Raw genomic sequence first — 19,898 nt, forward strand, 5'->3', positions numbered from 1 at the left:
CGGCGAGAACAAGTAGGTGACTGACCAGGACCCGCAAGGGCCCCTCTGGCCCCTCACCGGCCGGCAGGCCAGGCCTTCAGCTCCTTCGGATGTCCTGGGCGCGGGCAACGAGTCCCGGAGGCAGCTTCGGCCCTGCACACGCGTGGTCGAGCAGCAGGTTCCGGTACGCGGTGTCCGAGAGCTCCGGCGCCAGGTCGATCAGGGCCGTCAGATCGTCGGACGAACCGGACAGGCGCGTGCGATAGGCGGCGCCCGCCGCACGCAGGGAGACCTCGTGAGGCGCGTGTTCCAGACCCTGTTCGACGAGGGCCGCTGCTGCGGCGAAGTCGCCCTGCTCGGCACGGAGGTCTGCCAGGTCCAGGTGGAGGGACCAGTTGGCGGAGTCCAGGGCCAGGGCGTCCTCGAAGGCCTCCGCGGCCCGGTCCAGGTCGCCCGTCGCACGCCAGGTCGCCGCCCGCGCGACCGCGGTCCACATGACCCGGTCGACGGCATCGGCGCGGTCGCACAGAGCGAAGGACAGCGCGTACCGGCCGCAGGCCCGCGGCAACCGGGCCATGGCAGCCAGCGACTCCGGTACGGGGCTGCGCGCGGACACCACGTCGAGCGCACGGAACCAGGGCGCGAACCGCTCCCGCATCTCGTCGCTGTCCAGGTCATGGCCGTGGTCCAACGTCCGCAGACACGCCTCGGCCAGGGCCTCGGCACTCACCGTGCCGAGGAACCGCGCCTCGCCGAACCAGGGCGCCGCGCCCCACGGCACGTCGGGCCGCACGCCCGTGACCGAACCGAGGGCCATCACCGCGTCGTCCATGTTCCCTTCGAGGAACAGGAAGTACGCCTGTGCCAGCACGGAGCTCAAGGAGCCTTCCTCTTCGAGGCTCCCCCTGAGCTCCGGCCCCCGGTCCTGCCACAACTCGGCAAGGGCCGCATAGGACTCCGGGGCCGCCGGCGCCGAGGCGATCGCCCCCACCAGAAGCTTCACGGCGGCGACCGGGTTTCCGCCACAGTGGGCCAGCACCCGGGCGAGACCGACTCCCGCCGTCACAGACTGATTCGACATGGCCAGAGAATATCCATGGCCAGAGGTACCGTGAGCCCGCGCTGGGACAGCGGTGCCGCTGTCCAACGAACCGAAGGGTGAGCATGACTACTTGAAGAGCACCGGCAGAGCGACGCGGCTGGGTCAAGGCCGCGGCCTGGGAGACGGCCAGGGACGGTGATCGCTGGATCTGTGTGACGTGCGAGACCGCGGTCTGTTCCTACCGGTTCCGGTACTATCCGCCCGATTCCCCCATGTACGAGCGGTGCATCGGATTGGCATGGTGTTCCAAGTGCCGCGTCTACTCCGGTGCGATGGTCCACGTTCCCCGGACGCATGTCCTCGTCGACGCGCTGGCGTCCCTCCCGACGGACGAGCGCGATCGACTGCGTCGTAGCGAGGCGAAACTCGTTGCCCACCTCGACGCCCGGGGCGCCGGTCGTATGTGATCGATGTCGCCCGGGCGGCAGGACGGCTCGCAGAACATCCCCATCAGCCGACGGGGTACGGCTCGGGCTCCCCTTGCCTTCGGGTGCGACGCCGGACTCGCCTCAACGGAAACCCGGTGGTCCGTACGGACGGAGCTGCCTACGCTGCTTTGCGTGATCCCTGCCCTGCGTGTCCGTCGGCTTTTCCACGCTCTTGAGGAGTACCAGGGCGTGGACGTCATTCTCGCAGTCGTCGATCCGTGGCTGGACGAGCACGCCGACGTCGTCCGGGAGGCGCTCGCACCGCTGGCTACCTTCGGCGGGTGGGCCAGGACCACGTACGAGTTCGGCGACCCCTTGGAGACGGCGTACGCGCTGAGCCGCGTCAACGATGCGCTGATCTACACGTTCCAGCCGCCGCTGCCGGCGGACGCCGAGACTCCTTGGGCGCACGACATCCACCACCCGGAACGTTGGCCACCCGTCACCCCTGACCAGTACCTGGCCGCCTTCGCCCGGCTCGGCATGGCCCCGATCGGCGACGTCGCGTACGAACCGTTCTTCCATGAGGTCGTCCACGTTGCCGAGAGCGAGGCCCCGGGGGCGCCGGTCGAGATCACCGGGACCGTGTGGCCGGGCCTGATGTTGGGGGAGATGCTGTTCAGCCGCACCGGTGTCACCGTGCGTGCCGGTGCCCAGCACCTGGTCGCGGGCGTGGCGGACCGCTCACCGCTCTTCGACGTATTCATGCGCAGGTACCGGGAGACCTCGGACGAGTCGATGGGCTGGGGCAGCAACTCGCAGTGGAGAACCGACTTCCGCCGCGACTACGTCACCGACGACGCCTTCCACTTCGATGTCGACGAGGAGTTCGATTCGTCCCGGGACCAGTTCGGCGAGCCGAGAAAGCTGACTCCGGCCGAGCGGTCCGACCTGGTGCGGCACCGCTGTCTGACCCGTCCCCTCCAGGATCCGGATGCCTGGGAAACTGCCTGCCCGGGTGGGAGGCTCACTGTCCGGCGGGCCTGATCCTCGCGGAGGCCACGTTCAGCCGGGCCGGCATCGCGATTCCACGGTTCAGGGGCGGACCGCCATGGGTCACGGCCTGTTCAGGCCGAGCGCAGACAGAAGGGATGTCCGGCCGGGCTGGCGTAGACGCGGGAGCCCGGCCGGTCGGCTTCGACGACACCGGTGGTCGGCCGGAGCCGTCGGCCGCCTCCGCCGAGCACTCGCTGGTCGGCGGCTGCCGCGTCGTCCGTGGACAGGTCGACGTGCATCTGCTGGGCGGCTCCGTCGGGCCACTGCGGCGGCACATGCCCCGGTGCGTGCTGGATCACGAGCACGGGGAGGCCGTCGGCCTGTACGAAGTGGTGCGTTGCCGTCCTCGTGACCGAGCCGCCGAGCAGGTGGTGCCAGAACGAGCTCTCGCTCTCCAGGTCCGCGGCGTCCACGCTCAGTGATACCAGGTTGATGGTCATGATCGATGCCTCTCTTCGAGTGCGGCGCCGGTGGTGGGGCGGATGCGAGGCCGCCGCCCTCCGCCCGGCGGCGGCCCCGTTCCCGATCGGAGCGGCGTACGCTTCCATAAAGTGAACCTGACTCCGGAAACTGTACACACAACCTGAACCCGACTCATCTTATGGAGCACTGTTGCCGTCATCACGTCCGCTGCGCGCCGATGCACGCCGCAACCGCGAAGCACTCCTGGCCGCGGCGCGTGAGGCGTTCCTCGCCGACGACGAGGCCCATGTGGAGGAGATCGCCCGCCGGGCAGGTGTGGCAGTCGGCACCCTCTATCGCCACTTCGAAACGCGAGAGGCGCTCGTCGCGGAGGTCTACCGCCAGGAGGTCGCCGAGCTCTGCACCGCCCCCGCCCGGCTGCTCGCGGACCAGTCCCCGGACGAGGCCCTGCACACCTTCCTGCTGTTGCTCGTGGAGCACGCGGCCGTGGGGAGAGGGATGGGGCAAGCGCTGGAGAGCATCATGGCGACCGACTCGCCGGTCTTCGGCGACGCGCGAGAACAGATGGCCCGCGCGCTCGACGAGCTGCTCGCTGCCGGCGTTGCGGCCGGCCTGGTGCGCGGAGACGTGAGCGGGCTGGTGGTGCTGCGTGCCCTGGGTGGTGTGTGCGGGATGCGCGCCAAGGGCTGGGAGGACGATGCGGCACGCATCGTCGCGGTGCTCTACGACGGCTTGCGTTACGGTGCCGGGCGCCTGGGGCAAGGCCCGTCCGGCGGTCCACGGGAGCCCTAGGGGCTGTCCCGCCAGGAATTGCGCGACAGCCCTTTCGTGGCGCAGCGCGGCACCAGGCCGGGCAACCGGCGTACGTGCGCGCATGGTTGGTGCTCAGTCCCGCGCGACGCCCCGGACCATGCGGCCGATGACGGTCGAGGCCTGCTCAGGGTGCGTTTCCAGCCAGCCGCTGACGTGTTCCCGGACGGCCTCCTCGACGCAGAGGCGGGCGGCTCTGTTACCCAGGACGGCCCGGGTGGCGCCGAGGAACTCGGGGCGGTCCACCTTCACCGATACGACCGCGGTCAGACCCGTGCCGATCTGGCCGGCGCTGAGATCCGGGTCCGCAGATGTGAGCAGCCCGCGCTCCCGTGCGTACGTGTTGACGGCGGCGGAGAGTCCGGCGCTGAAGCCCACCATGTGCGTGCCCCCCTGGTAGGTGGGCCGGCTGTTGGCGTAGCTCAGGACCTGCTCTTCGTGCGAGCCGGACCATCGAAGGGCCACCTCCGACGTGCCTGCCATCCGTGGATCCTCCCGTTGGAATGAGATGGCCTCCGGATGAACCGGTTTCCGGTTCTGTGCGTCGAGGAAGGCGACGAAGTCGCGTGCGCCGCCCGGAAACCGAAACCGTTCCGAGCGGGGTCGGTCCGGGACGCGTTCGTCGGTAAGAGTGATGTCCAGGCCCCGGTTCAGGAAGGCGAGTTCCCTGAAGCGCTCTGCCAGGGTGGTGAAGGAGAAGTCGTTCGTTCCGAAGATCTCGGGGTCGGCCACGAACGCGATGCTGGTCCCGTGTCCGGTCGCAGGTCCCGCGGCTGTGGGCCGGGTGACCGCGATGCCGCGCGCGTACTCCTGGATCCACCGCGTCCCCTCGCGCCGCACTTCGACCGTGAGACGGCTTGAGAGCGCGTTGGTCACGCAGAGCCACGTGCCGTTGGAGTCCAGGGCCACTCTGTGACGCCCAACGGACCCCGCTCCGGCTTCCATGCCGGTGGGCTTCGAGCCCCGGCGCCCCACCGGCCTCGGTCCGGAGGGGGCTGCCCGGTCCGTCGTCGGCGATACGCACGCCGCCATCGGGAGTCAGGGTGATGCCGATGGAGCCGACTCGGCCCTCCAGGGTCTCTTTCACGGCACGGTCGGCGACGTTGAACACCAGGTGGTGCAGGCCTCGCTCGCTGGTCGAGCCGATGTACATTCCCGGCCGTTTCCGAATGGCTGCCGGCGCCTCCAGGAACTCTGCGCGGGCGGCGTCGTACCTGACGGTTCTCTCACTCACGTGATACCCCTCCGAAGGTGTCCGGCAAAGCCCTCCCACCCTATGTGGATCCTCGTAAAGTGCCAGGTCAGGGACGGTTTCGCGAAGGTGTAAACGGGCGGTGGAGCGGCTTGTGGCAGGCGGTCGGCGAGGAGGTCCCGCACCAGGGCCAACCTGCGTTCAGCGCCCGCCCGAAGCCGCGCACGGCCCCGTTCCCAGCGGCTCGGAGGCCGCCGATTTCCGCTACGTGGCCGGGGTGGCGCAGCTATGTGCACCGGCGGCGTGCTGTGCCTCGACGAGGACCGCCCATGGGACAGCAGCACGGCTTCACTTCGGGCCGGGCACGGAAGGGAGATCGAGGAGGGCAAGAAAGGCGGTGGCCGCGGGAGTGCGGCCGACGCGGCCGCAGATGACGTATTCGACGCGGGCCGGTGCGTCGGTGACCTCGATCGTGGTGACGCCGGTGAGCTGAGACGCGTACGCGGACGGGAGCATGGCGATGCCCAGCCCCTGCCCGACCAGCCGGGCCAGGAAGTCCGCATTGGTCACTTCGAACGCGACGTCACGGCCGAGACCGGCGGCCGCGAAGGCCTGGTCGGACTGGATGCGTCCCGCGGTGTTGGCCGGCAGGTCGACGAACACCTCCGAAGAGAGCCGCCGGAGGTCGACGGTCGATTGCTCGGCAAGTGGATGATCGGGCGCGACCACGGCGACGAGCAGGTCGCGGGCGAGTTCACGGGCCTCGACTCCTTCGGGGCGCGCGGTGGTCGGCAGGCCGAGGAAGGCCACTTCGAGGGCGCCTTCCCTGACCTGCTCGACGAGTTCCTCGCTCGCGCCCACGCGCAGACTGATGCGCACGGCCGGGTACTGCCGGTGGAAGTCGCGAAGGGCGCGCGGGATGTCGACCGCGGCGACGCTGGGGATCAGACCCACGGCGAGCCGCCCGCGTACCTCACCCACGGCCGCGGCCACCTCGGCGGCCGCACGCTCGGCGGCGTCCAGACACTGACGGGCGGCGGGAAGGAACGCGGTACCTGCCGGTGTCAGCCGCACCCGGCGGCTGGTGCGCTCGAAGAGTCGCGCACCGAGTTCCTTCTCCAGGCGTGCGATCTGGTGGCTGAGCGCGGACTGGACGACCAGGCATTGCTCGGCGGCCCGGGTGAAGCTGTTCGTTTCGGCGACGGCGACGACGTAGCGCATCTGCTGGAGCTCCATCGATCCATCGTCAATCACGATCAATCAGATGACAAACATGTGTTGGACTCATTGATCGCCGCCGGTCGAGACTGCGGGCATGACCAGTCCAACAGCACAGAGAGTTCTCGCAGGGCCTGTCAGCGGTGTACCCCGCGGACATCTGCCGCGTGCCGTCCTGACGGCGCTCACCCCCATGGCGTGGGGCACGACCTACATCGTCACCACCGAACTTCTTCCGCCGGGTCACCCGCTGTTCGCGGGCCTGCTGCGGGCGTTGCCCGGTGGCCTGATCGCCCTGGCGGTCACCCGGACGCTGCCGCGCGGAGCATGGTGGGGGAGAGCCGCAGCGCTGGGTGTGCTGAACATCGGCCTCCCCTTCCCGCTGCTGTTCCTGGCGGCCGAACGCCTGCCCGGAGGCGTGGCGGCCACCCTGGCGGCGGCCCAGCCGCTGGTCATCGCCCTCCTGGCCGTGGCCGTCCTGCGCGAGGCGCTGTCCGCCTGGCGCCTCGCCTGGGGACTGACCGGCATGGCCGGTGTCGGCCTGGTGGTGATCGGGCCGAGCGCGGCGCTCGACGGCGTCGGCATCCTGGCTGCCCTCGGCAGCGCCGCGTCCATGGCGCTCGGCATCACCCTCACCAAGCGATGGGGACGTCCTCCCGAGGCGGGCCCCACCGCCTTCGCCGGGTGGCAGCTCACCGCGGGCGGACTGTTCCTGCTGCCCCTCACGTTCCTGGCGGAGGGGACGCCGCCCGCCATCGGCCCGGCCGCGGCCCTCGGCTACCTCTGGATGGGCCTGGTCGGCGGACTCCTCTCGTACGTCGTGTGGTTCCGCGGCATCACCACGCTGCCCGTCACCTCGGTCGCCGTTCTCGTCCTGCTCTCGCCACTGGTCGCCGCGATTCTCGGCGCCGTCGTGCTCGGCCAGACCTTCGGCCCGGTCCAACTCCTGGGGTTCGGGCTCGCGCTCGCCGCGATCGTTGCGGGGCAGCTCCCCGCTCCCACCCGGAGGAGATGAGGAACTCCCCGGCATCGCCCCGGCCGTCGGCGGCGCCCTGCCCGTGGGAATGCCCGCATACTCACGCGCCTTCGGCGACGACGGGAGACGGTTCGGTGACTGCCTCCACGGGGCGTGCCGAAAGCCGGCCCAGATGGTGGAAGAACAGGTTGAGCAGGACGGCCGACAGTGTGCCGAGCATGATGCCGCTCTCGAAGAGCACCTGGAGCTGCCGCGTGGGCATGTGCTCCGCGAACTGGGGATAGGCGGTGGGCAGGAACCCGATGCCGAGGCTCGCCGCGACCAGCACGGTGTTGCGGGCATCGGAGAGGTCGGCCTTGACCAGGATCTGCACGCCGACGACGGCGATCGTGGAGAACAGCACGATGGTCGCCCCGCCCAGCACCGCCGCCGGCATGGCGGCGACCAGCGCACCCACCTTCGGCATCAGACCGAGGACCAGCATCAGCACACCGGCCGCCGCGACGATCCACCGGGAGATGACCCGGGTCAGCCGCAGCAGTCCGACATTCTGCGAATAGACCGTGGTCGGGAAGGAGTTGATCAGCCCGGCCAGGACGGTCGCCAGTCCGTCGGCCCGCAGGGCGCGGGTGATGTCCCGTTCGTCGACGTCCCGTCCGGCTATCTCCCCGACCGCGAAGAACTGGCCGATGGACTCCACCGCGATGATCACCAGAACGAGGACGATCGCGAGGACGGCCATCACGTCGAAGCGCGGTGCGCCGTAGTGCAGGGGGGCCTGCATGCCGAACCAGTCGGCCCGGCCGATGCCGGAGAAGTCCGTACGTCCCACCGTCGCGGCCAGTGCCGTGCCGGCGGCGAGGCCCACGAGCACGGCGACCGAGGCGAGGAAGCCCTTGGCGAACCGGGACAGAACCACGATCACCGCCAGCGTGGCACCGGCGAGCCCGAGATGCGCGGGCGTGCCGAAGTCGGCCGCGGAGGAGTCGCCGCCCCCGACCTGCCGGGCCGCGACGCCCATCAGGGTCACACCGACGATGATCACGATGGTGCCGGTGACCAGTGGCGGGAAGAAGCGTATGAGCCGGCCGAAAACGGGTGCGACCAGGAAGAGGACCAGGCCCGCCGCGATCACCGCTCCGAAGACCGTGGGCAGTCCGGCCCTCCCGCCGCCCGCGGCGACGCCGACCGATACCAGGGAGGGCACGGCCGCGGTCGACATGCCCTGGACGACCGGCAGCCGGATACCGATGCCCGGCAGGCCGACCGACTGCAGCAGCGTCGCGGCCCCGCAGGCCACCAGCGCGGTGTTGATCAGAGCCGCCGTGTCAGCGGGGGACAGCCCCATGCCCTGGGCCACCAGAAGCGGCATGACCACGGCACCCGCGTAGAACGCGAGGACGTGCTGCAGTCCCAGTGCGCCGAGCCGCCACCACCCCGGCACCGCCTCGACCGGGTCGGCGACAGCGCCTCCGGAACCCAGTCCGCCCGGCCCCGGCACCAACCGAGCCGGCTCCGGTTGCGTACGCATGTCCGTCATGATGTCGCCACCCTTCTCCGCAGGTTCCGGTTCCCGTCACGCCACGGCCCCGTCAGAGCACCGAAGTCCGCCCGCCGCACCAAGCGCTCCGCCCGTTCCCGGGCGTGCGCGGCGAGTGCGTCCTCGTCGATGCCGGGGCAGCGGCCGTTCTCGTACACGACACGCCCGGCGACGAGCGTCATCACCACGTCCGCCGCACGCGCGGAGTAGACGAGTGCGGACACCGCGCGGTGCACGGGCTGTACGGCTGTGCCCGTCAGGTCCACGACCACCAGATCGGCCGGGGCGCCCTGACGGATCACCCCACCGCCTTCGACACCCGCGTACCGGGCACCGTCGCGTGTCGCGGCCTCGACGGCCTCCTCGCACCGCACGGCGGACGGATCGAGGCTGCTCAGACGCTGACCGAACAGGGTCTGCTTCATCACCTCGAACATGTCCTGGCGGCCGCCGGCGCTCGGGCCGTCCGTGCCGAGCGCCACCACCGCGCCCGCATCGCGCAGGCCCCGCCACGGCATTGCGCCGGAGGCCAGATAAGCGTTTGAGCAGGGGCAGTGCGCCACACCCGCCCCGTACGCGCCGACCGCCTCGGTCTCCTCCTCGTCGAGCCATACGGCGTGCGCCAGTGTGGCGTGCCCGTCGAGCAGGTTCTCGGCCGCCAGCCAGGTCACCGGCCGTTTCCCGTAGCGGTCCAGGAAGCTCTGCGGGTCCTTGGCCCCCTCGCTGCAATGGGTGTGCCAGCGAACCCCGTGCTCACGGGCGAGGGCAGCGGCTCCGCGCACCAGGTCCCGGTCGCCGTACGAAAGGTTCAGCGGGGCGGGCCAGACGCGTACCAGGGACTCGGCACCGCGGGCCGCCATGCACTGCCGGGTGAGGTCGAGTTCCTGGTCGGTGCCGTAGCGGTAGAGGGCGGTCGGCAGGCCGCGTGCCTCGGCGACGGCGGTACGGTCCCCGAGCATGCCGCGGGCGACCGCTCCGCGCAGTCCGATCTCCTCGATCGCGTCGGCGACGGCCAGAACGGTCTCGGGATCGCTGGGCGCGTAGTGGTGGTCGACGACCGTCGTGATACCCGCCCGGGCGGCCTCCACCGCGCCCAGTCGGGCGGCGACCCGGGCGTCCTCGGCGTCGAGGTGAATGGCGTACGGCCACATGAACTCGTTCAGCCACCGCCCGATGGCCATGCCGTCACCGATGCCTCGGGCCAGGCTCTGGAACAGGTGGGTGTGCGCGTCGGTGAAGCCGGGCAGGACGGCGCTGCCCCGGCAGTCGACGGTGCGGTGCGGCCGCCAGCGGGCGACCAGGTCGGCGGTCGGGCCGACGTCGACGACGCGGTTGCCGTCGACGGCCACGGCCCCGTCGGTGTGAACGGTGCGCGCGTCATCGACGGTGACCACCTGGGCACCTGACAGCAGCAGCGCACACGGGCGTGTTTCGGACATGCGGGACCCCGCTTTCGTGCGTGGGTGTCGGAGAGGGCCGCCGCGGCCGCTCGTGCGAACGGCCACGGCGGCGGACGCCGCCTCTGTGGGCGGCCGCCCGTCAGCCGGCGAAGTTGGCGGCGATGCGCTGCCGCAGGTACTCCTCGGCGGTGATCGGTGCATGACGCCCGTCCGGCGCGGCGATCACGGCGTCCCGGTCGGCCTGCGCGAAGTAGGCGATGGAGTAGCGCGGCCCCTGGTCGTCGTCCGGCCCGGGCGGCGCGACGCGGTGGAAGTTGGACGGCAGGAGATCGCCGCTCCACCGCATGAGCATGTCGCCGATGTTGCAGGTGATGAGGTCGGCGCGGGCCGGTACGGGCGTCCAGGCACGGGTGTCCGCCTCCTTGCCAGGGCACACCTGGAGACCGTCCTGGCCGTCGCGCTGGAAGAGGAGCGTCAGGCAGTCGAAGTCGGTGTGCGCTCCGGCGCGCCACCCCCCGTCCGCCCGACCGCGTGCCCGCTCGGGTACGGCGTAGTAGTGCAGCAGACGCAGGGTGCTCTGGTGCAGCGGGCTGGCCGGATCGTGCCGGCGCGCGAAGAAGTCACGTTCGAAGCCGAGGCCTTCGGCGAAGCAGGACAGGACCTGGTGGGCGAGGCGGTGGCAACGGCGCTCGAAATCCAGCAAGGTCGCGCGGAAGCCCGGCAGTTCGGCCTCGTCCGGCCACAGCCCGTCCATGTGCGGCCGGGTGAGCTGGTACGACTCCTTCTCGTCCGGGGTACCGGTGGAGGGACGTACCTGACTCCGGTACTCCCAGCCCGTGTTCAGCCCCTTCTTGAGGGCGTGGCGGCTCTTGATGCCGACGGGCAGGGCGAAGTACGCCTCCGCTGCGGCGAACGCCGAGTCGATCCCGGCCGGGTCGATTCCGTGCCCCGACAACTGGAAGAAGCCGATCTCGGTGGCGGCCTGCCACAACTCCTCGGTGATGTCGGCGCGCCGGGCATCGAAGTCGGTCAGATCGACGACCCGGATGTCACGGGCCGCGGTCGCGGTCCCGGTCGCTGCGCCCATCCGCCGTTCCCGGTCGAGCTCCTGATCGGCTCCGGAGCGTCGCTCGGCGGGTGTGTCGTACGGCTGTGTGGTCAACGTGGTTCTCCCTGTGCGCGGCGTACGCGGCCGTTGAGCCGGTACGCGGGGGAACGAAGCGCGGTCACCGCCCCCGGCGCTTCCACCGACCCGCACACGGCGGACCGGGCACGCACGCACCGGCCCTGCTGCCGGACGCGTCGTGAGCTTGCAGCCCCGGCGGGTGGATGTGCCCGTCGATCCCGGGAACTGCGCGGTGCGGAGAGTCTTGCGTTCGGGTGTTACGGGGGAGCTACGGAAGGTGTCCCCTGCGTAAAAGCGAAGCACGGGCGCGTACCCGGGGACGACGCTCAGCCCTGTTCCTGACGCCGACCGGAGATCCGCACACCGCCACCCGGCGTGGGCCTGAGGAAGTGGCGACCGCGCAGAGCGACGATCCAACCGGCGTCGCCGCAGCCATTGAGACCGCCCGCGCCACCAGGGCCCTCAGGAGGCACCGGGACGTCCAGCCGCCACCCATTCGCGAAACGCACCCGCAGAACGCCCGAGTCCGCGGCGTGAACCTCGGCCACCACTTGGTCGAGCAACTGCGGCATCCGGCCCGGGTTGATCCGACCGTAAGCGTGTACGGAACACGTCACCCCGTCCGCGGTCAGCTCGGCAGGACTCCACACCTCGATGCCGTGGGGACCGATGTGCAGCCGCATCGTGTTGCCGATGGTCACCTCGCCCACACCCACTCCCCGTATGGGGCGGACGTCCCAGCCGTCCTCCACGCGCTCGATCCCGTTCTCCATACGGCAAGACTACGGAACGGCGAACGCGAGGCACCTGGCTGGTGGCCGCGGACCGGCGAGCCCGAGTTGACCCTCCCCCTGCGTCAGGCTTGAGGCTGGGCGCCGACGAAAGGACGGACGGATGAGCTACTCCGTGGGGCAGGTCTCGGCCTTCGCCGGGGTGACGGTGCGTACGCTGCACCACTACGACAAGGCGGAACTGCTCTCGCCCAGCGACCGCAGCCGGGCCGGCTACCGGCTCTACAGCGAGGCCGACCTGATCCGGCTCCAGCAGATCCTCTTCTACCGTGAACTCGGATTCCCGCTCGATGAGATCGCCGCGATCCTCACGGATCCGCAGGCGAACGCCCTGGAGCGGCTCCAGGTCCGCCGGCGGCAGCTGAGTGAGGAAGTCGCGAGGCTGGAGCGGCTTGCCGAGGTGGCGGAACGGGCGATCGAGGTCCAGCAGACCGGGGTCCCGCTGACCCCTCGGGAACGCTTCGAGGTCTTCGGCGAGGTCGCCTTCGATCTGAGTTACGCCACCGAGGCCGAGCTGAAGTGGGCTGATTCGCCCGGGCAGCGCGAGGCGATGACGCGCGCGGCAGGCCACACCAAGGAGGACTGGCGTCAGCTCATGAGCGAGGCCGCCGCATGGCGGGCGGAGTTGCTCGCCGCCTTCGACGAGGGTGAGCCGAGCGACGGCGAGCGGGCCATGGACCTCGCCGAGGAACACCGCCTGCACATCTCACGCTGGTTCACCTCCTGCCCGCCCGGCATGCACCGGCGCATCGCGGACGACTTCGCCGCCGACCCCCGCGCCTTCGCTCTGGTCGTCCCGGCGCCGCAGCAACGCCCCGGCCTGGCCGCCTACGCATGCAAAGCCGTCCACGCGAACGCGGCCCGCCACTCGGAGGGACGTACGGACCCGGAGGAGGACCGATGAGGATACTGATCGTCGCGGCCGGATCGCGCGGCGACGTCGCGCCCTACACGGGCCTGGGCGCCGAACTGAGACGGGCCGGGTACGACGTAGCCCTCGCCACCACAGAACCCTTCGCGACTCTCGTACGCGACGCAGGACTGGAATTCCGCAGTCTCGCCGCCGGCACACGTGTGCCCGGTGGTGTCACAGGACAACGTGACATGTTGCGTACCGCTGCCACCTTCGTCACCGAGCTGGGCGACGGCTTCGCCGACGCGGTGGCCGTCGGCTCCGACGTGCTCCTGCTGTCGGCCTCCACGGCCCCGCTCGGCTGGCACCTCACAGAGGCGACGGGCACACCGAGCCTCGGCGTGTACCTCCAACCCACCGCCCCCACCGGCGACTTCCCGCCCGTCGTCACCGCCTCCCGCTCCCTGGGCCGTCCGGCCAACCGGGCCACCGGACGCATTGCCCTGAGGATGGCAGACCGTGTGTACACACAGGCGGTCGCCAAGCTTCGACAGCGCCTCGGTCTGCCCCCGGCCTCCCCGTCGGAGATGCGCCGACGTCAGGAACAGGCGAACTGGCCCATCCTGCACGGATTCAGCCCGGCACTGGTACCCCGTCCACCGGACTGGCGCACCGGCCTGGACGTCGTGGGCAACTGGTGGCCACACCTGGCCGCGGGCGCACGGCTGCCTGCCGGGCTTGAGGACTTCCTGGGTGCCGGCCCCCGCCCCGTGCTCATCGGCTTCGGGAGCATGGCGTCGGGCGAGGGGGAGCGGCTGAGCGGGATCGCTGTGCGGGCGCTGCGCCGCGCCGGGCTGCGGGGCATCCTCCAGTCCGGCAGCGCCGGACTCGCCGCCGAGGGGGACGATGTGCTCACCATCGGGGACGTCCCGCACGCGCTGCTGTTCCCGCGGCTGGCCGCGGTGGTCCACCATGCCGGGGCCGGCACCTCGGCGGCCGCGTTGCGGGCCGGCGTCCCGGCGGTGACCGTGCCGGTGACCGCGGACCAGCCGTTCTGGGCAGGGCGACTCGCATCCCTCGGCGCCGCCACCGGACCGATTCGGTTCAGGTCCCTCACCACCGAGCGGCTTGCCGACGCGCTCGCCCAGGTGACGAAGGGACAGGCACACGGCCGGGCCGCGGCGGCAGCGGCGAAGTCCATGGCGACCGAGAACGGAGCGGGCCAGGTGGTCGAGGCCATCCAGCAGCTCACCGGTGGGCCGGTGTGAGTGCGGAGTTCCACGGTCCTGTTCCGGCACGGGTCAGCGCTCCAACAGCGCCCAATCGTGGGGAAGTTCGGCCGACAGCAGCATCTCGACCTCGGCGGGTGGGAAGTCGGGCCAGCTGCGATCCACTTCGTGCCGGCGGTTGAGCCGACGGTCCAGGAAGCGCTGGGTGCGGATCAGCCCGTCCGTGGCGTCTGCGGCGCTCAGCCGGCCGTCGGCCACGGCCGTGGCGTAGTCGTCGAGGTCGAGGACTCTGTAGGGGTGGCCGGGCGGCCCGACGATGACGTCGATCCACAGGTCGTCGACCCGCAGCAGCTCGCCCTCCTGGGCGACAGCCACCAGGTCGCAGTACCACCAGCCCTGTTGTTCAGGAGGGAAGAGCACCGGCTGATTGATCTGTATCCCGTCGTCGAGCAGCACGAAGCTGCGTTGGACGTGGTGCTCTCCTCGCTGTTCAAAGCCCCAGTCGTACGCGACGACGTCGCCCCACCGGAGGCCCGCGGCCCGAAGTCTGCCGTCCCGCAGGACGGTCACGGGTTGTCCCGGGTATGCCATCGACTCAGTCACGGCGCCCAGCCTGCCATGTGTGTCGGTGACCAAGGCGCAGAGGTCCCTCGGCGCCACCCGGCTCGACGGGACGGAGCAGGAGCACCGGAACAGTGCGACCCGCCCTCCGTCCGCGAGCGCCGACCCGCCCTCCTCCGCCAAGTCGCCGAGCTGGAGGACGGATTGGCTACTGCGCCAACGCATCGACACGTCCTGTCACATGCCTACTGCGGCTCGGTGGACGGTGGCCAGGCGCGGGGGTGGGGGACGCGCAGCGACTCGGCTGTTACGGGTGTGTGCGGGGCGGCGGCGTGCAGGCGGCCGTCACGCAGGACGATCGCGCCGCCGGCCAGCATGGTGGTGACCAGTTCCGTGGCAAGGGACTCGGGTGCGACATCCAGCAGCCGGGCGGCATCGGTGAGCCAGGCACGGGCATGCAGGTACGGCTCGACCTCGGAGGTGGTCATTCCGTCGCGGATCATCAGAGCGAAGGCGAAGATCCGCCGGGCGCCGTACCAGAGCGCTCCGCCCGGGTCGTCGACGAGGCGCTGGGCCCGGCGCAGGGCGGTCGCGAACGCAGCGGAGGGGTCGGCGGGGACCGGGCCGTGCGAGGGAAGGATCACGCGCGGGGCCAGTGCGGCCAGCCGGTGCAGGGAGGCCAGTGCTGTGGCGCCGGCGTCGGGGCCGTCGAGGGCGAGGTTCACCCAGCCGACGTCGTAGTCCGACAAGGCGTCGCCGACGACGAGGAGTTGCTGCTCCGGCTGCCACAGCCCGAGGTGTCCTGGCGTGTGCCCGGGTGTCCGGACCACTTCCCAGTCGGCGTCGCCGAGGCGGAGGACCTGTCCGTCGTCGAGCGGCATGTCGACCGTGTACGGGGCGACGGGCTGGTCGAGATACTCGGCTGCGCAACAGCCCGGGTCCCGGCGGGAGATGGCCTCGGCCTCGGGCGCTCCGGCGGCGATGACGGCTCCCCGCGCCTGCAAAAGGGCGTTGCCGCCGACGTGGTCGGAGTGCCAGTGGGTGTTCACGACCAGAGCGACATCCCCGGCCTGCGCCCGGGCCCAGGAGGCGGTGTCCTCCGCATGTCCGACGAATCCGCTGTCGATCAGCGCCGGCTGCCGGCCCGGCAGCAGAAGCGTGTTGGCGTCGGGGAACGGCCGTTGCCACCAGGTGGCCCAGGACGGCAGGGAGGGCGCGGACGGCTGCGGGGTCACTCGGCGGGCCTGTTCGCCCGGATCAGAGTCTGCTGGCCGTTGGCGACCAGTTTCCCGCTGCCGTCGGACTGGACGCCGTAGACCTCCAGCCGGCAGACGGTCAGGGTGCGCCCGGGTTTCAGTACGGTGCCGATGGCTTCGAGGTGATCACCGGCGGCCGGTGCGAGGAGGTTGATCTTGTATTCGACGGTGAGTACGTCGGACTCCTCGTCGAGCAGGGTGAGCGCCGCGTAGCCGCCGGCGCTGTCGGCGATGGCACTCGTCGCGCCGGCGTGTACGTACCCGTGCTGCTGGGTCACCTCGGGACGAGCCGGAAGCACGATGTGGACGCGCCCCGGGCCGATGTGGGTGAGGCGCGCGCCGAGGTGGGCCATCAGGCCTTGGCTGTCGAAGCTGCCCTGAACGCGTGCGCGGACCGAGGAGCTTGCCTGTTCCTGTTGCGTCCGGTCTTCCATGTGCGTGCTCTCCTTCGAGTCCGCGGACAGGTGCGGGGTGGGCACCTCAGCCGGTCAGGCGTTCCACCAGCAGGAGGGCGCCGATGGTGATCATCATGGCACCGCTGACTCGCGTGACGGCCAGGGCGGCCGAGGGCCGGGTCCTGAGAACAGTCCGGGCCAGGACGCCGACGGCGAGGTAGACGACGGCGCACGCGGTCAGGTGCACGGTGCTGAGGAGTCCCGTCTGGGCGGCTACCGGCCAGCCGTCCTCGGCATGGACGAACTGCGGGAACAGCGAGAAGTACAACAGCAGCGCCTTCGGGTTCAGGCCGCTGATCCCGAGCCCCTTGAGCATGATCCGCATGCCGGAGGCGCCCAGGTCCTCCTCGTTGGCTGCCGGCAGGGCGGGCTGCCGCAACACGTTCGAGCCGAGCCACAGCAGGTATCCCGCGCCTCCGACGGTCAGGGCGGTGAGCGCGGCCGGGTGACTCGCCACGATCACCGCCACGCCCGCGACGGCCACCAGCGCGTAGACCGCGTGTCCGGCGACCAACCCGACGACGGCGGGGCCGACCGAACGCGTCCGCAGTCCGGCGGAGATCGCGTACGCCCAGTCCGCGCCCGGGGTGAAGACCAGCAGCAGGTCCACGACCAGGAAGGCCGCCAACGTCGTCGTATCCATCGAATGTTTCCTCTCATCCATGCTCCGAGAGGAAGGTTAGGGCGATTCATCCCAAAAATGTTTTCCTATTTACCCCGGCAATGCGGATTCTGAGGCAAGATCTACTGTATGGATGAGCTGGACCGGAAAATTCTTGCCGAGCTTCAGCTCGACGGGCGCTTGACCGTCACGGAACTGGCCGCCCGCGTGCAGCTCAGCGTCTCGCCCTGTCACCGTCGCCTGCGCGATCTGGAACGTGAGGGTGCGATCCGGGGCTACCGTGCCGTCGTCGACCCGGCTGCCGTCGGCCTGACTTTCGAAGCCCTGGTCTTCGCCACCCTGCGGTGGGAGTCGCCCGACACCGTTACCACCTTCGAGGACGCTCTCGCCGACATTCCGAACGTCCTCCAGGCCCAGCGTCTGTTCGGCGAACCCGACTACCTCCTGCGGGTGGCCACCACCGATCTCGCGGCCTTCCAGCAGCTGTACGACCAGCAGCTCGCCCGACTGCCGGGCGTCCAGCGCCTGACCTCCACCCTCGTCATGAAAAACGTCATCGATGACCGGCCTCTGCCGGGGTAGTCGCGGTCGTCAGTCGAGGCCTTCGATGATGCGGAAGTCACGCTCGACGCCGTCAGCAAGAGAGGCCAGCGCCTCCTGGTGGGCCGCACTCGCATGTGCGGCGACGGCCTGTTCGAAGCTGTCGAACTCGATCAGGACGGTGCGCCTCAGCTTTCGGTTCGACTCGACCCGCCCAGGCCCGGCACACCGGCCGGGGCTGTGACCGGATCGGTCTGGGGTGAGCGCCGGCGGGCGAGGGCGGCGAGCGTCGTGATCGCCATCGCGGCGACGCCGATCAGCGCCGCGTTCGTGTAGGCGTCGTCGTCCGGGAAGAGGCGGCCCGTGTCGGTGCCGGCGGCCAGGACCAGGCCGCCGATGGCGCTGCCCAGGGAGTATCCGACGCTGCGGACGACGTAGTTGAAGCTCATGGCGCTCGACGTCTCGCTCCTGGGGGTGACGGCCAGGATGACGCCGGGCATGGCGGCCGTGAAGCTGCCGACGCCGAAGCCCAGCACACCCATGGCCGCCAGCAGTTCGGCCAGGTTCGACCGGGCGGCGGCGAACAGGACGAATCCGCCGCCGACGATGGCGGCACTGCCGGCCAGGAGCAGGGGGCCGTCGACCCACTTCCGGACCCGGGGCGTGAGCTTGCCTGCGACGAACCCCAGCACGGAGAACGGGATGAGGACCAGCCCCGCCACGAAGGTGGTCAGTCCGAAGCCGTAGCCGGCGCTGTGCGGCGTCTGCGCGTAACGGGTGATGAGCGTGAGCAGGAGGTACATGCCGATCCCGCCGACGAACATGGCGATGTTCGCTCCGGCGACCGCCGGGTGCCGTACCGCCCGGACGTCGACCAGGGGCGTCCCGGTTCGCAGTTCGGAAACGGCCCAGACGCAGAGCAGGAGCACGGCGGCGACGGCAAGGGCCACCGCCACGGCGAGGTGTCGGCTCCACAGGGTCCTCTCGCCGGCCAGGAACAGGACGAGGAGCAGCCCGCCCGCCAGGACGAGCGCACCGGGCACGTTCACGTGAGCGGAGCGGCCTTCGGGGGCTGCGGGCATGGAGCGCCACGCGGTCACGAAGGCGATGGCGGTGACGAGCAGGCCGAGGCCGTAGGCGGCCCGCAGTCCGCCGAACTCGGCGAGCAGCGCGGCCAGCGGGTAGCCGACGCCGGCTCCGATGATGGAGACCACCGAGATCAGGGCGATCGTGGCCGCGCTGCGCTCCTCGGGAAGATGGTCGCGGGCCACGCCCATCATCAGCGCCGTGAGACCGAGTCCGACACCCTGGGCGGCCCTGCCCACGAGCAGCCAGGCGAACGGCAGCGGCAGCACGGTGAGTGCGCCGCCGCCGACGACGATCGCCAGGGTGACGAGAATCGTGGTCCGCCGGTGCGGTCCGGCTCCGAGCCGGCCGAGGACGGGCGTGGCGACGGCGCCGCTGAGAAGTGCGATGGTCAGGGTCCACTGCGCGCTGTCGAGGGAGACGTGGAACGTGGTCGCCACGCTGGTGATGAGCGGCGTCCCGAGGCTGGCGACCGCCGCCACGACCAGGGCGACGAATATCAGGGCGGGGACCAGCAGACGTGCCTCGGAACGTATGGGGGCAGTGCCCGTGGGCTGGTCATGAGCCTCGGCCGCGGTCACCGGTCCGACTCCTCTCGGGCGTGGCTTTCGAGCTCCGCCAGATGCAGCAGCGCCGGAAGGGCTGCTGCCAAGGCCTCGACCTCGTCACCGGCGAGTTCGTCGATCAACCGCGCGTACGCGTCGACGCCCGCCTGGCGTCGCGTCCGGACGTACGACGCGCCGGCCTCGGTCAGGCACACCAGCGTGACCCGCCTGTCGGACGGATCGCCCTTCCGCTCGACCAGTCCGGATTCCTCCATCACCCGGACCAGGACGGTCATCGCAGGCTGGGTGACGCCCTCGGCCACCGCCAGATCGGTGATCCGTCGCGGGCCGGTCCTGTCCAGGGTGGCCAAGGTGGTGGCGGACGTCAGGCTCATGTCGCGGGGAAGACGTCTCACGGCCCTGGTGGCCAGACCGTAGAGGGCTGACCCGATGGCATCGGAAGCGCCGTGCGTGGCGTCGCGGTGACTCATCCCTAAAGCATAAGGGCTTTATATGAATCCTTTATGTAAATCCTGATTCCGATGGCTTGCGACGCGTCCGCGTAAGGATGAACGCCGTCGGTCCTGACCCGTGCAGCCCTGATGTCCAAGGCGGGCACGGTGATTCTTTGGACCCGGTCAGCGACCTCGCTGTCCGGCACGCAGCAGTGCGTACATGAACATGTCCCGCCGGTCCGCCCCCACCTGCTGCCGGCCCCGCAGCAGCCCCTCACGCCGGAAGCCCGCGCGCTCGGCAGTGCGCACAGAACC

21 protein-coding genes and 1 pseudogene are annotated in these 19,898 nt (G+C 70.6%); 6 read left to right on the forward strand and 16 right to left on the reverse strand.

All coding sequences use genetic code 11. From position 1 onward, the window contains the following. Positions 1 to 76 precede the first annotated feature (76 nt). Complete coding sequence (locus OG408_RS38700) at positions 77 to 1,060, reverse strand: tetratricopeptide repeat protein (RefSeq protein ID WP_326674185.1); 984 nt, start codon at positions 1,058 to 1,060, stop codon at positions 77 to 79. 638 nt (positions 1,061 to 1,698) lie between these two features. Between OG408_RS38700 and OG408_RS38705 the strand changes: the two genes are divergently transcribed. Continuing rightward, complete coding sequence (locus tag OG408_RS38705) at positions 1,699 to 2,496, forward strand: hypothetical protein (RefSeq protein ID WP_326674186.1); 798 nt, start codon at positions 1,699 to 1,701, stop codon at positions 2,494 to 2,496. Between the two features lie 80 nt (positions 2,497 to 2,576). Here OG408_RS38705 and OG408_RS38710 read toward each other — a convergent pair whose 3' ends face one another. Next, a complete protein-coding gene (locus OG408_RS38710) occupies positions 2,577 to 2,945 on the reverse strand; it encodes a VOC family protein (protein ID WP_285565460.1) in 369 nt (122 codons plus the stop codon). 172 nt (positions 2,946 to 3,117) lie between these two features. Between OG408_RS38710 and OG408_RS38715 the strand changes: the two genes are divergently transcribed. Then, a complete protein-coding gene (locus tag OG408_RS38715) occupies positions 3,118 to 3,720 on the forward strand; it encodes a TetR/AcrR family transcriptional regulator (protein ID WP_326674188.1) in 603 nt (200 codons plus the stop codon). 93 nt (positions 3,721 to 3,813) lie between these two features. On the opposite strand, the gene OG408_RS38720 is transcribed toward OG408_RS38715, so the two are convergent. Together OG408_RS38720 and OG408_RS38725 are read right to left on the reverse strand one after the other, a co-directional pair. Further along, on the reverse strand, positions 3,814 to 4,647 hold the full coding sequence (locus OG408_RS38720; RefSeq protein WP_326674190.1) for a hypothetical protein: 834 nt from the start codon (positions 4,645 to 4,647) through the stop codon (positions 3,814 to 3,816). 631 nt (positions 4,648 to 5,278) lie between these two features. Then, the gene (locus tag OG408_RS38725; protein ID WP_326674191.1) at positions 5,279 to 6,166 is read right to left on the reverse strand and encodes a LysR family transcriptional regulator; all 888 of its coding nucleotides are present in this window, start codon (positions 6,164 to 6,166) and stop codon (positions 5,279 to 5,281) included. Between the two features lie 79 nt (positions 6,167 to 6,245). Between OG408_RS38725 and OG408_RS38730 the strand changes: the two genes are divergently transcribed. Further along, positions 6,246 to 7,163, forward strand: a complete 918-nt coding sequence (locus OG408_RS38730) for an EamA family transporter (protein WP_326674192.1) — start codon at positions 6,246 to 6,248, stop codon at positions 7,161 to 7,163. A gap of 61 nt (positions 7,164 to 7,224) precedes the next feature. Here the strand turns inward: OG408_RS38730 and OG408_RS38735 are convergent, their stop codons facing one another. The 4 genes from OG408_RS38735 to OG408_RS38750 all read right to left on the reverse strand — a co-directional run bounded on the left by OG408_RS38735 (position 7,225) and on the right by OG408_RS38750 (position 11,963). After that, positions 7,225 to 8,655: a nucleobase:cation symporter-2 family protein gene (locus OG408_RS38735; protein ID WP_326674193.1), complete on the reverse strand. Its 1,431-nt coding sequence runs from the start codon at positions 8,653 to 8,655 to the stop codon at positions 7,225 to 7,227. 5 nt (positions 8,656 to 8,660) lie between these two features. Then, on the reverse strand, positions 8,661 to 10,103 hold the full coding sequence (locus OG408_RS38740) for an amidohydrolase family protein (RefSeq protein WP_326674195.1): 1,443 nt from the start codon (positions 10,101 to 10,103) through the stop codon (positions 8,661 to 8,663). A 100-nt stretch (positions 10,104 to 10,203) separates the two neighbouring features. After that, positions 10,204 to 11,151: an isopenicillin N synthase family dioxygenase gene (locus tag OG408_RS38745; RefSeq protein ID WP_326674665.1), complete on the reverse strand. Its 948-nt coding sequence runs from the start codon at positions 11,149 to 11,151 to the stop codon at positions 10,204 to 10,206. 365 nt (positions 11,152 to 11,516) lie between these two features. Beyond that, positions 11,517 to 11,963, reverse strand: a complete 447-nt coding sequence (locus tag OG408_RS38750) for a DUF6188 family protein (RefSeq protein WP_326674196.1) — start codon at positions 11,961 to 11,963, stop codon at positions 11,517 to 11,519. Positions 11,964 to 12,084: 121 nt separating this feature from the next. On the opposite strand from OG408_RS38750, the gene OG408_RS38755 reads away from it, so the two are divergent. Together OG408_RS38755 and OG408_RS38760 are read left to right on the forward strand one after the other, a co-directional pair. Then, positions 12,085 to 12,885, forward strand: coding sequence for a MerR family transcriptional regulator (locus tag OG408_RS38755; protein ID WP_285565451.1), 801 nt, complete (start codon positions 12,085 to 12,087; stop codon positions 12,883 to 12,885). After that, positions 12,882 to 14,102: a glycosyltransferase gene (locus tag OG408_RS38760; RefSeq protein ID WP_326674197.1), complete on the forward strand. Its 1,221-nt coding sequence runs from the start codon at positions 12,882 to 12,884 to the stop codon at positions 14,100 to 14,102. The genes OG408_RS38755 and OG408_RS38760 overlap by 4 nt, the downstream gene beginning before the upstream one ends. Positions 14,103 to 14,135: 33 nt before the next feature. On the opposite strand, the gene OG408_RS38765 is transcribed toward OG408_RS38760, so the two are convergent. From OG408_RS38765 to OG408_RS38780, 4 genes are all read right to left on the reverse strand, one after another. Continuing rightward, positions 14,136 to 14,666 (reverse strand): DUF402 domain-containing protein, encoded by a 531-nt coding sequence (locus OG408_RS38765; RefSeq protein WP_326674198.1) that lies wholly within the window; start codon positions 14,664 to 14,666, stop codon positions 14,136 to 14,138. Positions 14,667 to 14,869: 203 nt separating this feature from the next. Then, a complete protein-coding gene (locus OG408_RS38770) occupies positions 14,870 to 15,859 on the reverse strand; it encodes an MBL fold metallo-hydrolase (RefSeq protein ID WP_326674200.1) in 990 nt (329 codons plus the stop codon). Beyond that, a complete protein-coding gene (locus OG408_RS38775; protein ID WP_326674202.1) occupies positions 15,856 to 16,314 on the reverse strand; it encodes a PaaI family thioesterase in 459 nt (152 codons plus the stop codon). The genes OG408_RS38770 and OG408_RS38775 overlap by 4 nt, the downstream gene beginning before the upstream one ends. A gap of 46 nt (positions 16,315 to 16,360) precedes the next feature. Next, complete coding sequence (locus OG408_RS38780) at positions 16,361 to 16,978, reverse strand: LysE family translocator (RefSeq protein WP_326674203.1); 618 nt, start codon at positions 16,976 to 16,978, stop codon at positions 16,361 to 16,363. Between the two features lie 108 nt (positions 16,979 to 17,086). Here OG408_RS38780 and OG408_RS38785 point away from each other — a divergent pair, with 108 nt between their 5' ends. Beyond that, on the forward strand, positions 17,087 to 17,539 hold the full coding sequence (locus tag OG408_RS38785; RefSeq protein ID WP_285565445.1) for an Lrp/AsnC family transcriptional regulator: 453 nt from the start codon (positions 17,087 to 17,089) through the stop codon (positions 17,537 to 17,539). Between the two features lie 9 nt (positions 17,540 to 17,548). On the opposite strand, the pseudogene OG408_RS38790 reads toward OG408_RS38785, so the two are convergent. The 4 genes and pseudogenes from OG408_RS38790 to OG408_RS38805 all read right to left on the reverse strand — a co-directional run. Then, a pseudogene (locus OG408_RS38790) lies at positions 17,549 to 17,683 on the reverse strand (DUF1330 domain-containing protein); the annotation flags it as partial. Positions 17,684 to 17,685: 2 nt separating this feature from the next. Then, the gene (locus tag OG408_RS38795; protein ID WP_326674204.1) at positions 17,686 to 19,164 is read right to left on the reverse strand and encodes an MFS transporter; all 1,479 of its coding nucleotides are present in this window, start codon (positions 19,162 to 19,164) and stop codon (positions 17,686 to 17,688) included. Next, on the reverse strand, positions 19,161 to 19,619 hold the full coding sequence (locus OG408_RS38800) for a MarR family winged helix-turn-helix transcriptional regulator (protein ID WP_326674205.1): 459 nt from the start codon (positions 19,617 to 19,619) through the stop codon (positions 19,161 to 19,163). The genes OG408_RS38795 and OG408_RS38800 overlap by 4 nt, the downstream gene beginning before the upstream one ends. A gap of 147 nt (positions 19,620 to 19,766) precedes the next feature. Then, positions 19,767 to 19,892, reverse strand: a complete 126-nt coding sequence (locus tag OG408_RS38805; protein WP_326674207.1) for a hypothetical protein — start codon at positions 19,890 to 19,892, stop codon at positions 19,767 to 19,769. Positions 19,893 to 19,898 lie beyond the last annotated feature (6 nt).

The organism is Streptomyces sp. NBC_01257, from assembly GCF_035917255.1.
Classification (GTDB): domain Bacteria; phylum Actinomycetota; class Actinomycetes; order Streptomycetales; family Streptomycetaceae; genus Streptomyces.

Coding starts and splice junctions, on each gene's coding strand:
- OG408_RS38700 (WP_326674185.1), bottom strand. CDS start 1,060: ATGTCGAATCAGTCTGTGACGGCGGGAGTCGGTCTCGCCCGGGTGCTG.
- OG408_RS38710 (WP_285565460.1), bottom strand. CDS start 2,945: ATGACCATCAACCTGGTATCACTGAGCGTGGACGCCGCGGACCTGGAG.
- OG408_RS38725 (WP_326674191.1), bottom strand. CDS start 6,166: ATGGAGCTCCAGCAGATGCGCTACGTCGTCGCCGTCGCCGAAACGAAC.
- OG408_RS38730 (WP_326674192.1), top strand. CDS start 6,246: ATGACCAGTCCAACAGCACAGAGAGTTCTCGCAGGGCCTGTCAGCGGT.
- OG408_RS38735 (WP_326674193.1), bottom strand. CDS start 8,655: ATGCGTACGCAACCGGAGCCGGCTCGGTTGGTGCCGGGGCCGGGCGGA.
- OG408_RS38740 (WP_326674195.1), bottom strand. CDS start 10,103: ATGTCCGAAACACGCCCGTGTGCGCTGCTGCTGTCAGGTGCCCAGGTG.
- OG408_RS38745 (WP_326674665.1), bottom strand. CDS start 11,151: ATGGGCGCAGCGACCGGGACCGCGACCGCGGCCCGTGACATCCGGGTC.
- OG408_RS38750 (WP_326674196.1), bottom strand. CDS start 11,963: ATGGAGAACGGGATCGAGCGCGTGGAGGACGGCTGGGACGTCCGCCCC.
- OG408_RS38755 (WP_285565451.1), top strand. CDS start 12,085: ATGAGCTACTCCGTGGGGCAGGTCTCGGCCTTCGCCGGGGTGACGGTG.
- OG408_RS38760 (WP_326674197.1), top strand. CDS start 12,882: ATGAGGATACTGATCGTCGCGGCCGGATCGCGCGGCGACGTCGCGCCC.
- OG408_RS38775 (WP_326674202.1), bottom strand. CDS start 16,314: ATGGAAGACCGGACGCAACAGGAACAGGCAAGCTCCTCGGTCCGCGCA.
- OG408_RS38780 (WP_326674203.1), bottom strand. CDS start 16,978: ATGGATACGACGACGTTGGCGGCCTTCCTGGTCGTGGACCTGCTGCTG.
- OG408_RS38785 (WP_285565445.1), top strand. CDS start 17,087: ATGGATGAGCTGGACCGGAAAATTCTTGCCGAGCTTCAGCTCGACGGG.
- OG408_RS38800 (WP_326674205.1), bottom strand. CDS start 19,619: ATGAGTCACCGCGACGCCACGCACGGCGCTTCCGATGCCATCGGGTCA.